This is a genomic window from Rhodococcus sp. IEGM 1370, assembly GCF_033142325.1.
Classification (GTDB): domain Bacteria; phylum Actinomycetota; class Actinomycetes; order Mycobacteriales; family Mycobacteriaceae; genus Rhodococcoides.
In genome coordinates, this window is the sequence record NZ_JAWLRY010000003.1 from 259,558 (window position 1) to 273,576 (window position 14,019).

At 61.2% G+C, this 14,019-nt stretch carries 10 protein-coding genes, 1 tRNA gene and 2 pseudogenes; 3 read left to right on the forward strand and 10 right to left on the reverse strand.

The features are described from left to right. The first annotated feature begins 73 nt into the window (after positions 1 to 73). Both R4P47_RS07585 and R4P47_RS07590 read left to right on the forward strand, forming a co-directional pair. Positions 74 to 1,015, forward strand: a complete 942-nt coding sequence (locus R4P47_RS07585; protein WP_149406169.1) for an NAD(P)/FAD-dependent oxidoreductase — start codon at positions 74 to 76, stop codon at positions 1,013 to 1,015. A 44-nt stretch (positions 1,016 to 1,059) separates the two neighbouring features. Next, the gene (locus R4P47_RS07590) at positions 1,060 to 1,488 is read left to right on the forward strand and encodes a hypothetical protein (protein WP_149406170.1); all 429 of its coding nucleotides are present in this window, start codon (positions 1,060 to 1,062) and stop codon (positions 1,486 to 1,488) included. Here the strand turns inward: R4P47_RS07590 and R4P47_RS07595 are convergent. From R4P47_RS07595 to R4P47_RS07620, 6 genes and pseudogenes are all read right to left on the reverse strand, one after another. Beyond that, positions 1,485 to 2,159, reverse strand: a complete 675-nt coding sequence (locus tag R4P47_RS07595) for a nitroreductase (RefSeq protein ID WP_149406171.1) — start codon at positions 2,157 to 2,159, stop codon at positions 1,485 to 1,487. The two genes, R4P47_RS07590 and R4P47_RS07595, sit on opposite strands and share 4 nt — an antisense overlap. Before the next feature lie 98 nt (positions 2,160 to 2,257). Further along, a complete protein-coding gene (locus R4P47_RS07600; protein ID WP_149406172.1) occupies positions 2,258 to 3,145 on the reverse strand; it encodes a MetQ/NlpA family ABC transporter substrate-binding protein in 888 nt (295 codons plus the stop codon). A 25-nt stretch (positions 3,146 to 3,170) separates the two neighbouring features. After that, positions 3,171 to 3,878 (reverse strand): ATP-binding protein, encoded by a 708-nt coding sequence (locus R4P47_RS07605; RefSeq protein WP_262498376.1) that lies wholly within the window; start codon positions 3,876 to 3,878, stop codon positions 3,171 to 3,173. A gap of 262 nt (positions 3,879 to 4,140) precedes the next feature. Continuing rightward, a pseudogene (locus tag R4P47_RS07610) lies at positions 4,141 to 4,290 on the reverse strand (IS21 family transposase); the annotation flags it as partial. A 190-nt stretch (positions 4,291 to 4,480) separates the two neighbouring features. Then, entirely contained in the window at positions 4,481 to 5,602 is a 1,122-nt protein-coding gene (locus R4P47_RS07615) for an NYN domain-containing protein (RefSeq protein WP_149406173.1), read from the reverse strand. A gap of 139 nt (positions 5,603 to 5,741) precedes the next feature. Next, the gene (locus R4P47_RS07620) at positions 5,742 to 7,823 is read right to left on the reverse strand and encodes a hypothetical protein (RefSeq protein WP_149406174.1); all 2,082 of its coding nucleotides are present in this window, start codon (positions 7,821 to 7,823) and stop codon (positions 5,742 to 5,744) included. A gap of 212 nt (positions 7,824 to 8,035) precedes the next feature. On the opposite strand from R4P47_RS07620, the gene R4P47_RS07625 reads away from it, so the two are divergent. Further along, the gene (locus R4P47_RS07625) at positions 8,036 to 11,395 is read left to right on the forward strand and encodes an Ig-like domain-containing protein (RefSeq protein WP_317784415.1); all 3,360 of its coding nucleotides are present in this window, start codon (positions 8,036 to 8,038) and stop codon (positions 11,393 to 11,395) included. Positions 11,396 to 12,251: 856 nt separating this feature from the next. On the opposite strand, the pseudogene R4P47_RS07630 reads toward R4P47_RS07625, so the two are convergent. From R4P47_RS07630 to R4P47_RS07645, 4 genes and pseudogenes are all read right to left on the reverse strand, one after another. Then, positions 12,252 to 12,449: pseudogene (locus R4P47_RS07630) on the reverse strand (IS21 family transposase); the annotation flags it as partial. Positions 12,450 to 12,931: 482 nt separating this feature from the next. Continuing rightward, positions 12,932 to 13,006 (reverse strand) — tRNA-Val (locus R4P47_RS07635). An 87-nt stretch (positions 13,007 to 13,093) separates the two neighbouring features. Beyond that, on the reverse strand, positions 13,094 to 13,555 hold the full coding sequence (locus tag R4P47_RS07640; RefSeq protein WP_094640166.1) for a peroxiredoxin: 462 nt from the start codon (positions 13,553 to 13,555) through the stop codon (positions 13,094 to 13,096). Positions 13,556 to 13,586: 31 nt separating this feature from the next. After that, positions 13,587 to 14,009 (reverse strand): DUF3052 domain-containing protein, encoded by a 423-nt coding sequence (locus tag R4P47_RS07645; protein ID WP_032379129.1) that lies wholly within the window; start codon positions 14,007 to 14,009, stop codon positions 13,587 to 13,589. Between the last annotated feature and the right edge of the window lie 10 nt (positions 14,010 to 14,019).

Here is a 14,019-nt window from a genome sequence, read left to right on the forward strand (position 1 = left end):
GCAGCGGGTGACCGATATGTCCAGACAGCCAGTAGTACAGAGATATTCGCGCGAATCCGGGCATACTGGACGCATGAACTCCGAAGCGGGCAGCATCACCGATCCGGTCACCATCGTCGGTGCGGGCATAGCCGGCGCAGCCTGCGCGCGCGTTCTCCGCGACGCAGACGTGCCGTTCCGCATCGTCGACCGAGGACGCGCTCCGGGCGGGCGGATGTCATCACCGGAGTTGCACGGCCGTCGCGTCGACCTGGGTGCCGGCTACTTCACCGTCCGTGATCAGGAATTCTCGACCGTGGTTGCCGATTGGGAGTCGGCTGGGTTGGCGCGCCAGTGGGCCAACACGTTCGGCATCCTCAAGCCCGCAACAGCCCCGTGCACAACGACCGGACCCGTTCGCTGGGCTACCCCGAACGGGCTGCGATCGCTGGTACGAAACATGCTCGAGGGCTTCGACATCGAGCATTCCACCGAGCTGACCGAATTGCCCGACGGTCATGTCGTGGTCGCGATGCCGGATCCGCAGGCGGCGCGACTGACCGCCGTCCCCGATGCCGTCGATTACGTTCCTGTCATCGCGGTGGCGTGTGGGTTCGACGGGCTCGACATCCCCTTCCGCGATGCGGCGTTCGTCAACGATCATCCTGATATCGATTTCGTCGTCGACGACGGTGCACGCCGAGGCGACGGCGCTCCGGTTCTGGTGGTGCACACCACGTCGGAACGAGCTCAGCAGCATCTGGACGACCCCGATGGTGCGATCGCCCCGGTTCTCGCCGCGCTACGCGAATTGTCCGTCGTCTCGGCGGCACCCGCGTGGACCCACGCTCATCGATGGACCTTCGCCAAGCCTGCGGCCCAGCACGATGCCAACTTCGCGCTTCTCGAGCAGGACGGTCGTTTCGTCGGATTGGCGGGCGATCAGTGGTGTGAAGCCGGAGTGCCGAGGGTGGAAAGCGCCTGGCGTTCGGGGACTGATGTAGGCAAAGAACTGTTAGGACGCCTCTCGCACTGACATTTCCCCAGCGTGCGACCACGAGCCGGATTAAGATCGCCCGCGTGCTGTCCGTGAAGTCGTACTCCCGCGAATACATCGACGCGTGCCGTGCGCGCCTGGATTCTCAGCTGGCCGCCTACCGTGCGGTTGCGTCGAAACGAACGTCGACCACCGACGTGGACGAGGCGTTCGACGTCGCATTCTTCAACAATCTCGAGCTGACGCTCGAGGTCTATTTCCTGCACCGCATGCGCGGCCAGGAGAAGAAGAACGGCAATCCACTCAACGAGGTCCGCGTCCTGGCAGCATCGATGACAGCGGCCGAGGACTTCATGACCAGTGACCCGACCATAAACTTGGATCCCGCCAAGAGCATTCTGGGTTACGCCGTCGGCGATCGAATCGCGCTCGACGAGCAGCGATTCGTTGCATTGGCCGACGCCTACTTCGCCGAGATCGAGGCCAAGTTCGGGCCTCAGCTCGCTCTTTAATCGCTGACGAATCTCACTATCTCGTCCAAAGGCGCTCGGCTGGTGCGGAATCCGTTGATCGGGTGGGTCTCGTCGGGGTAGCCGAAGGAGATGCCGGCCACCACTTTTCGAGTGTCCGGGATGTCGAACCACTCGTGCAGAAACGGTGAGTACGCGGCCAGGGCTGCTTGCGCGATGGCCGCAAGACCGAGACTCTGCGCCGCGAGCAGGAAAGTCTGCAGGAACAACCCGCAATCGACCGCGCCGTACACACCCAGATCGGCGTCGGTGGTGATGATGGCCGCGTGCGGGGCGTCGAACAGCTCGTAATTGCGAATGAATTGACGCGTCGTCGCCTCGGTGTCGGACTTGACCACGCCGATGCTTTCGTACAGCGCGCCACCGCATTCGCGTCTGCGCGCGCGGTGCACAGCGTTGTAATTGGCCGGGAACGGAAAATCCGGTTGCGGCACACCGGACGCCACGTGCTCCACCAAAGCGTCGGAGAACTTCCGGGTGGCATCGCCTTCGGTCACGATGATCTGCCACGACTGGGTGTTGGACCACGAAGGTGTGCGCCGGGCGGCAGACAGTAACTGTTCGAGTACCTCACGCGAGACCTGCTTCGGCAGGAACTGCCGGCACGAGTACCTCTCGTCGAGCAGTTCTGTCAGCGCGTCGTACCGGGTCACATCGTCCGCCTCGTGTCGGTGTCATCAGGTGCGGGTCGAACGTAACACCACGGCTGCGCCCGACGGCCGTCCGCTGGACCGTCGGACGCAGGGTGCAGCTACTGCAGGGGTAGCAGGATGTCCTTCACCCGCGGATCGGTAGCCAGGAATTCCTGCACCGCAGGGTCCTTGAACGCTGCGACGAGATTCTTGATGTTGTCCGTATCCGCCCAGCGGCTCCCGATCGTGAGCTGGCCGGCGAACTCGTCCGGTGCCGGCGGAGCGAAGATCTGCTTCTCGACGGGGATGCCTGCGGCGAGGTAGAACTCGGTGTAGCCCACAGCTGCATCGAGATCCGGGAGCGCCCGCGACTGCGCGGCGAAATCCAGAAGAGTGAATTTTAGGTTCTTCGGGTTACCGACGATGTCCTTCTGCGTGGCCGTCGACTTGTCGACAGCGGGGTCGAGCGTGATCAGCCCCGCTCGCTCGAGCACCCACAGGCCCTGGGCTTCGTTGGCCGGGTCGGAGTAGAGCGACACCGTTGCGCCGTCCGGCAATTGGGCCGGGTCTGAGTACTTGTCGGACCACAAGCCGAAGCCCCATCGGAACACCGGGGTGGCGGCTTCCTCCTGGAAGTCCGGGTTGGATTCGAGCACCTGGCCGAGCCACAGCTTGTGTTGGTAGACGGTCGCCGCTACTTCCCCTTCGCTGACGGCCCGGTTGATGGTGTTGCTGTCCGCGAGTCCGCGGAATGCGACTGTGATGCCGTACTTGGGAGCAACCTGATCTGCGACGAATTCGACCAGGGCCTGCTCGGATGCATTGCCTTCGGCCGTGGCGACCACGAGGGTTGCGCCCTCTGTCTCGTTCGCCGATGCCGTGTCGCCGAAGAACGCGATGCGGACAATGACGGCGAGGGCGATCAGCAGTACGACGGCCGCGATGATCCAGAGAGCTTTTCGACGGTTCTTCAGCTCGAAGCCGTGTGCTTCGGTGGACGTTGTCATGGTGGATGGACCCTTCGAATGTGGTTCAGACAGTGCGCACAGCGCGTTGATGAGGTGTGGTGTAGCGAACGAGCGCATCGCCGACGAGCTGGACGGCGGCGACGGTGAGAATCAGGATCACGATCGTCGCGATCATGACGGTGTGATCGAATCGTTGGTACCCGTATGTGACTGCGACATAACCGATTCCGCCTGCACCGATGGTGCCCGCGATGGCCGAGTACTCGATCATGGCGATGACGTTGATGGTCAGTCCACCGATGATCGACGGCACAGCCTCGGACAACGGTGTGGTGGTGACTTGCAGCGTGGATCCACCCGACGCTCGGGCGACGTCGACCACCGACGTCGGAACCGAGCGCATGGAGTTCTCGACGATGCGGGTGAAAAATGCGATGCCCGCCAACGACATCGGCACCACAGCGGCTGCGACACACGTTCCATTGCACGTCGCCGGCCGCAGCCTGTGAGTCGTCACGCCTGGGCGCAGCTCGTAACCGAGCGCCGACACGTTGCCGCTCAGCAGACGGTAGTGAAATATGTTCGATACCCGGCATTCGCAGCCGCCCTCACGAGCCCAAACCGACAGATGCGTCTTGCCGACCCCGGGAGGGCCGATGAGCAGCACATTTGTCGCCGTCTGCAAGTATCGGCAGGTCGCGAGCTCGTCGACGAGCTTGCGATCGACACCGGCTGCTGCGTCGTAGTCGAAGTCCAAGTCCTCAGGCGACACCGGTGTCCGCAGACACGTGAATCACAGCCTGCCGGTCAACCGGCGTGCCTCGGTAGCCTCGACTTCGATCGGGAGCAACCGATCCAATGCCGCGGTCATCGATAGTTGCTCGGCTGCTGCTTGGTCGAGGACCGAGGGCAGCGCCTTGGCGGCGTCGTGGCGCTTGAGGGCCTTGAGATGCCCACCCAGCGTTGATAGAGACTTGCCGCCTCTGCTGTGTTCGGTGCGGGCATCCGGTCACCTGTGTTCTTGTCGGCCCTCAAAGGTTTTCCCTCCCGTCCTTCGTGGGTCGCATCCTGGTGTCGCCGCACAGACTGCGTAACCGGTCGAGGCTTGCTTGGGCTTGCTCGACGGTCAGATCATCGGCAACTGTTCTCCACCAACGCTGCGCTGCAGTGTGATTGGACTTCTCACCGCGCCTCCCGCACGCCGGAACCATCGTCACTGTCGTCGTCGAAGACAATTACTCTCAGGTCCTCGACGGCACCGACACCGGGAATCGGCAATAAGTTCCCGTGGGCCATGCGGGCATGCCGACTTAAGTGAGTGCGTGCAAAAAGTTGAGCTCACGCCCGCGGCACGTATGCGTTCGGGCCCCCGGGTCAACCTACTCGGCTTCGGACACCGTCGATGTTCGTGATGCCCCAGGCTCTCGTCGATGTCGGCCTCAAAACTTCGACCGTGTCGACGTACAGGTCGAGATAGGCAGCCAGATTCCATAGGTCCCAGAGGTGGTACTGCCTGCAGATCCTGGATCCGATGTAAGGAGTCACAGCCGGCTGGACTTCCGATAGATTCACACGCGCATCGCCGCCGTTTGCGAAACCACGAACGGCAGTTGCAATCTGCTTTTGCTGTAGGTCACTTAACAGTGGATTGTCAGATTGGCGAAACAGCGAATGCAAAGAAGTAGCAGAAATTTCTCCAGCGTTTTGCTGGAACACATCTCCGCAAAGAGCAACTATTTCCGACAACTTGAACTGCACGCGATAGCCCTCGATATCGGCCAAATCTTTGTAGATTTTGAAGATGAGGTCACCTGACCGGGTCCTTATGTCCCCCTCCCCTGAGCCCCTTCCGGGCGGAACTGCAAGATTGAAGGCACGTACCAGGAGATCACTGGCCAGCTCGCTACGCAGGTCGACATCCCGATCCGGCGCTTCATCCGATTGCGCCACAAGATCTGGAGTCACACGCTCTTGAACCGGCACCTGCGATGCCGCGACAACCACAGGCGCGCTTCTGTCTGTGGTTGCCAATTGTTGGATATCGATGAAATCGGTCGCGTTCGCCCGCATGCTTTGCCGAGTCGTGCTGCGACCGATCAGGATGACCGACTTACCGTGTTCGACGAGCTTCACCAAAACAGGGGAAAAGTCAGAATCGCCCGTCACGAGTACAAATCTGGATATCTCCGGTTTTGTGTACAACACTTCCATTGCATCCGTCGCCATAAAAATATCCGATGCATTCTTTGAAGTTCCAGAACCCGAGACTGGAACGAATCTGAATCCGGCATCGACGAGCGCTCTGTTCGATCTTTCGAGATTGGAGTAGGCGTACGCGCGCCTTATCGCTACTGCGCCTTCCGCGAAATCACAAATCCCCTCAGCCGTTGCTCTCGACACACTTCGGAGTCGGCTGTCGCCGGCACGAGCCTTCTCTGGCATCTGCGCGGGCTGAACTATGTTCTCTAAGTCGATGAAAATCGCGGTGGATGGCAACGCTGTCTACCACCTTTCTGCTGTCAAGACAGTTGACTCTACGTTCGCTCTCCACGATCGTCAGTTGCACGTTCAGACAGGCGCATGTTGCGAAGAAGAATCATTTGTTCGACCGACAGAGGCGTGCTCGGCTTACCGGTCACTCTCCGCAGGCGCTTCGATCGTCTTGCGGGCACAGCGGAGGAAGGTCGCGGCCACTGCCCGCGACGGGTCCTTCAATGACCATCACGCGCGGGCTGTCCTGGATCACGACATTGTAAGTCGCACCGGCTTGGAAGTCGGCGTTCACCGCGCTCGGTTGGTTGGAAGAGAGGTTGGGGCTGCCGAGCACAATCGTTGCTCGGGCCGTTCCGGTGTGTTCCCAGACGATCGGCCAGGTGGCGATGTCGGTGGCCCCACTGTTGCGATACAGCGTGCCTGTGCCGTCCGGAATCAGGGTCAGCTCGATTCCGCGCACCGCGAAGGTGTTACTGAACAGACCGAGCTCTGCATCCATCGGACTGTCGTTTCCACCGGATGTGGCGTACCGGGTTGCGTCCTGGCCGGTGATTGCCACGTTGTCGCGCGAGACGGAGAAGCCGTTTCCGGTCGTCGAGTCTTGGCAGATTACCCCGACGACGTAGTCGGTTGTGCAGCTGAAGCGTCCCCATTCCGCGGATTCGCCGTACTGGAGAACAGGGAAGTCCTCGGACGGTGACTTGGAGAAGGGTTGTCCGCCAGTGCAGAGAGTACGTCCAGGGGCGCCGTCGACCCCAAGTGCGGCCGCGCCTTGCCAGGGGTTCAATGTTGCGGTTTCGCAGGTCACCCCCACACCAGGACCGTTGTATTCGATCGCTATACATCCCACTGCCGGGACTCCGATGCCATCGGCACCCCACGTCCCCGCTATCGAATCACCCATCTGGCAGCGAACGTTGCGGCTGGGGCTTTGGAAGTGCTGCTCGCCCACGGCCGGTGCGGGCGCGGATCCCTCTACCTCGAAATCGATCAATTGCTTTGCATTGCCGGATAGCTCGGTATAGATGCCAGTGATGCTGCTGACGATGATGCCCAGTCCACCGCCCAGCACGCCGAGGAAGAATCCGAGTGGACCGGTTGCGACCGCACTCAAACAGTCCAGTTCGGTTTTCAGCATCGACCCTGCGGACTCACCGGGGGACTTCGAGCTTGTGTCTGCCGTATCCACAGCACTTCTGATGCAGTCGTACCCACCGGCACCGGACGCGATACCGGACTTCACTCCGAACAGCGTGGCCACCGAGTCGAGCATGTACAAGAAAGTTGCAGTGAGTCCGAGCGCCGCACTGCTGCGCAATCCCGCGAGTTCGGGAACAGTTCCTATCGGGAATGTATGCCGCACCGTCCCACCGGGCGTCAGAAAACCCGCCGTTCTTTCCTTGCCGGAGGAGAGCTGCCGGTAGATGGCCTGCGCGCCGGTGTCTGCCGACCCTGAACCCGAGGAGTACGCAGGTGCCGTCTCGGGTCTGGAGTAGGTCAGCCACGAAAGATTGCTGTTGGATTCGAGTGAGAGCTCGAGCTTGCCGTCGGTGACCGCGAGGCACGGCCACGCCGCGCTCTTCTCGTCGCCGCTCAGATTCTTGGTGCGGCTTGCGGTGATGGTTCGACCACCGACTTCCACCGGTCTGCCGACACAGTCCGGTGCGTCAGCCGATCCGAAGCCGAAGAATTGCTTGGTCGAGTCCCCCATGAACGAACTGATCTTGCCGAAATCAACGTGCAGGAATTGCAGAAATGACAGGTGATTCATTTTGGCGAACAGCACTTTCGATGCTGGATCATAGGTCGTAGCGACAATCTCGACCTGACCATCAAGACCGTCGGTGACGGCAAGCGGAGCAAAATTCTCGGGCACCGAATCTTCGGTGAGCGATACCGCTACGCTGATCGGCTGAGCAGGCTGCTCGCCGTCGTTCAAGACGACCTCGATGGCACTTCCGACGCGACCGGCGAACTGACCTGTGTCCTGGAAACGATCGCTGGTGTGGCTGGTAACAACCACCTCCGATCCTTCGGCGGCAACCCCTGCAGGAGCGCTGACGGTGAATCCGTCGACTACGACGGCGAAGCCGTTGCCGTCGACAATCGCGTTACTCGAGACGGTCTCGTCCCCATTCACGAGGCCGCGAATCTGCGCACACGAGACCGTGAGACTCGAAATGACGCATACCCACACCACCAGGAAGAACACCGGTTTGCGCACGCAGTACCTTTCAGCGAAACATCCAGACCATCACGAGACAGTACGGGTCTAGGCATCGAGTTCCGATCCTCCATTCGGACGACATGTCCGCCTCGCGTCGCTGATGTAGCCGTTACTGCGATCGAATGAAATTGGATGGATACCCCGCTCTGGGTTCGCTCGGCGGACTCGTCTCGTGTTGAGATCACCCCGTCAAGCAAAGGGGTGGTCTCGTGTCGAAGCATTCGATGGTCCGTGTTGGTAAGACTCGCCGCTACGCGGCTGCCGTGGGGCTCTCAGCGATCACCTGGGCATTGGGCGCACCGGGTGTAGCCGCCGCCGACGTTCCCGAGTCCACCACAGCGGAAGTGCAACCAGAACTGGAGCAGGAAGCATCGGCGCCTTCCCCCGAATCGACCGGCGACATCGCGCCAACCACAACCACCGAGCCGACGGCAATCGACGAGCCCACGTCAATCGACGAGCAGGCAGCAACCGGGGCCGACAAAGACCCAGTAGTTCATAACTCGAACCCGCCGCCGACACCCACCGACGAGGTGGCGCAGGCCGATGTGCCACCGGTGGCCACAACCGAGCCCATCGACTCACTGCAGTCACCACTCCCGCCGTCGCACACGCGAGAGACCGACACCCGAGAGAACGACCCCGGAGCGACGTCCGGTCGGCATGCTCTTCGCATTTACGAAGACGACACGCACGAGAACAACGATGACACAACGGACTCCGACGCTGGATCCGACGAGGCGACGGGAGCCGAGACTCCCGAATCGCCGTGGTTCGTCGAGTCGACGGAAGACAGTACATCGACGCCGCTCGAGGATGTTTCCAGTATCCCGACCACCATCGGGCCCGCACCCGATTCTGCTTTCAGCGGTACCTCCGCTCCTACTCCTGTCGAGACCGCACTGGTGGTCGGAACAGTAGGGGCCACAACGATGTCGGTTCGACGCGCTGAGGGGCCCGGCGACACCGGTTCCATCGGCACAGCCATGGCCGGAGCCGGAGCAGACCCGGACGATCGCTTCGTAGATCCAGGCGACCCGGATTGGTACTCGGCCGTTGTTGGTGCCGATCCGCCGCCCGGTGTCACCTACAGCGTTCCAGACGACGGGACGGGCATCGTCGCCGTTCACAACGACAGCGATGTCGACATCGCGATCATCAGTGTGTTCTACCCCAACTCGTCGAGCCAGGGGCTCGTCGTCGTTGCGCCCGGTCGTAGCCACACCATCGCCGCCGAGTCCGGTGTTGCGGTGTACTGGGTTCAGGCCGAACGCCGAGAAGGGGCCGGCCAGACGATCGGGCGGATCGTCACCATCGACTCCGAGGCCGGGCCAACCGTGATGGTCATCCCCGCGACCGAGGACCGAAACGCACTCATCCCGTTGCAGGGCAGCGTAATTCCCGACTACGCGGCAGAGGATCCCGACGATCGATTCGCCGACGCCCGTGACGGCGCAGTCGTCAACGCTACCGAATTCGCCGATCCCGAGGCTGCCGGCGTCACCTACTCGGTGCTCGACGACGACCACGTGATGATTCACAACGAAGGGGTCGACGACATTGCGGTCACCCGTTCAACCGCCGGTGGGCAGTCGTTGACCTTCGAGGTGCTTCGACCCGGTGAATCCGGCACGTACGCAGCGGTTCCGGGAAGCCCGGTGTTGCTCTCAGTCCAAGCGCCGCGAGCGGCCGACGGCTCTGCTGTCGTGTTGGGATCGATTGTCCGGGGCTATCTGGACAGAACACCGGTCTCGGTGTCTCCCGGCGACGGACTCCCTGCCATCCCACTCCGCGGTATTTCCCTGCCCGAGAACCATGCTCCAGCAGGCGAACTGGTCCTTCAGCCAAAAACCCAGGACACGCGCACCGCAACCTATGTGCCCGACGTGATCGATGTCGACGGAGATATGCTGACCTACGGCGTCTACCAGCAGGCCGAACGCGGTGCCGTGACCATCGGTGCCGGCAACACGGTTACCTACACCCCCACCGACCCGGCAATCTTTCACGACGGCTTCGTCCGCGATGCCTTCATCGTCGAGGTGTCCGACGGACGCGGCGGAACAGCGCTTCTGGCGGCGAACGTGGAGTACCGGTTCATCGATGTCGACAATGCGGCACCCGCGGTGAGCACCGTCGGCCAGCAGAACGACATCGGCGGCGGCACCTGGACGGTGACGGTGAGCGATGCCGACAACGACCGGGTCACCGTCGGTATCTCCGGGCTACCGCAGTACGGAGAGGTTTACCTGAACAACAACGAGGACGGAACCTACACCGTCAGCTACGTTCCCGATCTAGTTCAGGCGCATCGCACTGCCCACCAGATCCAGATCGTCCTTCGAGCCGGCGACGGGCACGGCGGTACAGTCGACACTCCGATTACGGTGGACGTGCCGTTTTACAACGCCAGTCCCAGCGCAACGATCCAGTTGGCCGACGGTGCAACAGGAAACTTCGTCGACACCGCCGTGTTGGATGTCGACACCTTCGACGACGACGGTGACGCCGTCGAGATCGTCTCGGTATCCACCGCGAACGGCGGTACCGCAACGCTCGTCGACGGAAAGCTCGTATACACACCCAAGCCAGCCACCGTGAAAGGTCTCTACGCCGCCGGCAACACGTTCTCGGAGTCCTACGTCGACACGGTCACCGTCGTCGTCGACGACGGTCATGGCGGACGCTCTACGGTGACCCGCATTATGCACGTAGTCAACACCACCTCTATCCCCTGGGTCGACGACGGTCAGGGCCGCGTCCTCGTCTTCTCCTCCGGCTTCGGTACCGAGTTGTCCATGGCCACTTCGCTTTTGCTCAACCAGCCCACCAACATCACGCGCGCTCGCGAATTCGTCAGGGTGGTGGGCCAATCCGAACTCGCACCTGATTTCGCTTCGTACGCAGCCATGCTCGCCCGATACGAACGGTCTCTCGAACCGAAGCCGCACCAGGACCCGTGGAATTGGGCGAACTTCGATCGTCCGTCGGTACCGAACGGTGCGGGGACTACACCGAAGCATGCGAAGAATGGGTCCAGACAAGACCAGCTGATCGATTACATCGACTCAGAATACGCCGGCGATGTCAACGCTTTCGTCGGCGATCTGCAGGCGTGGTTCCTCGACCCGGCCACGGCACCCGACCGGATCATCGGTTTGATCAGCAAGCTGGGGATCGAAGGCGACAGAACGGCGTTGGTGCTTGAGACCATTCAGGTTGTCGACGCAATCATGAACGGAGACCTGGTCGGTACCCTCTCTGCATCGGTGGATGTTTTGGCTCAGATGCTGGGCTCGGTAAACACACCACTGACAGTCGCAATTGCAGCGAATCTGACGACGTGGAAGTACGTCTTCGAGCAGGCCGCCGAAACCGACTGGGGCAACTTCAACGAAACAGTCCAGTTCGGCTACGAAAATCCGGGAGTGGTTGTGGAGGAAGTTGCCGCCGCATTCGTCAAGGTGGGCGTGGATTTGGGGATACCCCTCGTACTGCAGAACTTGGACAACAAACTACCGAAGGTGCCGGACCTCCCGATTCCGAACGTGCTCAACTGGTTTCGCTGACGGTGCATCACGATCTCCGCCGCGCCGAACTCCGACGTCGTCCTGTATCGAAACGGACGCGTGATCACGGTACCGGTGGGGTGACGCCTGGAAGTTAGAGTGGGAAAGGGGGCCTCAGCCCGGAACTACACCTAGGCCGAGTTTCGACGGCAGCGGTGATTCGTGCGACCGGGTGACTGGGCGAGGTCGGTGTCCTATCGTGGCATTCGCTCCAGAAATGCGACGTGCTCTGTGCATGAACTTGGATTGCGCAGCGGCGTCGATCGGCACCGGCGTCACCCTGAAGACTATGTCCGTTGCCCGGTTACTGGTGCGGGTGGCGGGTCCCCGGCAGTCGGACCACCGCGGTTTAGAGCCACGGTGTGATTGGTGTCGGTCGAACTCGCAACCACGGTCTCGTACGTGCAATTGCGTTGTGCAGCGTACTCGGCGTCCGTCCAGTAACCCGAGTATCAGTGCCGATATCGGTTGTTGTGGCCGTCCCTGAAGTCTTTGATCCCCGCTGTCGCTTCGAGTGGCCTGAGTGGTTTCGGTTGAGGCATTCCTTCCGAAGCCGGTTGTTGAACTATTCAGTGTGTCCGTTGTTCCAAGTGTGCCCGGCGGAATCTAAGAAATTCCGATCCTGTCTCGGCAAGACTGTTGCAGCACAGAGGAAATGAAAACCGGCCCGTTGTCCATCCGCAACACCTTAGAGGCTCGCCCCACAACGCTAACCCCTTTTTCCAACTCCTCAATGACCGCTGCGCGGTGATAGACCTTTCCACGATGTTGAGCACCGACAGTCTCGTATGATCACCGACGCAATCTTGATCGCCTTCCCATCGGCCGTGGAATCGAATTGAATGTCGATCGCCCACCACACTTTCGGGGCATCGGCCTCGGCATCGGCTTCGGCTACCAGGCGGCGGAAGTTGCGGTCCGACCCGTTGTATCCGACTTTGCGGGCGATCGGCAGGATCCGTCTCGCCGAGATTCTGCCCTTCGATTTCTCGACCCGTTCCGCTACCAGGTCGGCGACCGCGTTTTAGTTGCGGTCACGCTCGGCCCGCGGGGGGGGGGGGAATCGGAATGTCGCAGGCTTACAGCGCGCGTCAATGCTGTCAAGCACGAGCGCCTGAAGTGGACCGAGATAGCAGTTGACAGCAGTGGATGGTTCGATCCCGAGCGATATCGCTCGATAGGCAATCAGCCCTCTCGACACTGCTTGACCAGCTTGAAGGCTCACCTCGCGGTCTTCGATCGGTCAGCCGTGGGCATGAATGCGGCAATTGGCTGCGACTTCCTTGCTGAGTCGGTGCGGTGCGGCGTACGAAGCTGCGTCCGGCCCAATCCGACGTGACTACAACCAAGCGTGGTTTGAACGAATCAACCTCAACGTCGATGAATTTGAGGTTGTGCACACCGAGGCGGATGCAACGGACTTAATCGAGGCGATAAGAACATCGTCGGCAGATGCGAGCCGCGCGGTCGAACGAGGAGAGGATGACCTTGGATTGAGGATTACCTCGACGGTCAAGGGTTCGAACGTCACTTCCCTGGTGGGCGCAGAGGGGTTCGAACCCCCGACCGCTGGTGTGTAAAACCAGAGCTCTACCGCTGAGCTATACGCCCGAGTACCGGTGGCCTGGGGACAACCCCGGGCCACCGGAACGCTTGGAGAAATTTATCGTGTCTGATCTCTAACTACAATTCCGCAGGTCAGCTCACCTGTGCGAGAGCCTCGGCCCACGAAGAACTGTCGCGAGCCTCGCCGGGTCCGTTCATTTCGGCGAACCTGATGATTCCGGATTTGTCGACGACGAACGTTCCACGATTGGCGAATCCGGCGCTGTCGTTGAACACGCCGTACGCCTGAGCAACCTCACCGTGCGGCCAGAAGTCCGACAGCAGCGGAAAGGTGTAACCCTGTTCTGCAGCCCAGATCTTGTGGGTCGGAGGCGGACCCACCGAGATTGCCAGGATCGCAGTCTCGTCGTTCTCGAAGGTCGGTAGCTCGTCGCGCACTCTGCACAGCTCGCCCTGGCACGTGCCGGTGAAGGCCAGTGGATAGAACACGAGCAGAACGTTTTTCACGTTCCTGTACGACGACAACGTGACCAGTTGGTTGTTCTGGTCTTTGAGGGTGAAGTCGGGCGCAACTGCGCCAACCTCGATCGGCATCTAGAACCGTCTTCCTGTATCGAGCATCGGCCTACCGCTTGGTGGCAGGGGTCTTGGGCTGAACCAATCGACTTCCGATCCAGTCACCGAGGTTTGCCGCAGAGGTCTGCGTCAATCCTGCGGTCGGGGCGGACTCGGCAATCTCACTGGGTTCGACATGACCGGACATGCCGGTCTTGGGGCTGAGGACCCACACGATGCCATCGTCCGAGAGCGGACCGATCGCATCCATGAGCGCATCGACCAGGTCACCGTCTCCGTCGCGCCACCACAGCAGTACAACGTCGATCACCTCGTCGGAATCCTCGTCGAGGGTCTCGCCACCGATCGCATCTTCTACGTCGGCGCGCAGATCATCGTCGGTGTCCTCGTCCCAGCCCAGCTCCTGTACGACCATGTCGCGAGTGATGCCAAGTTTCTGAGCGTAGTTCTGAGCGTCCGCCGCGGCGACCACGGTGGTGACC

Coding starts and splice junctions, on each gene's coding strand:
- R4P47_RS07640 (WP_094640166.1), bottom strand. CDS start 13,555: ATGCCGATCGAGGTTGGCGCAGTTGCGCCCGACTTCACCCTCAAAGAC.
- R4P47_RS07600 (WP_149406172.1), bottom strand. CDS start 3,145: ATGACAACGTCCACCGAAGCACACGGCTTCGAGCTGAAGAACCGTCGA.
- R4P47_RS07585 (WP_149406169.1), top strand. CDS start 74: ATGAACTCCGAAGCGGGCAGCATCACCGATCCGGTCACCATCGTCGGT.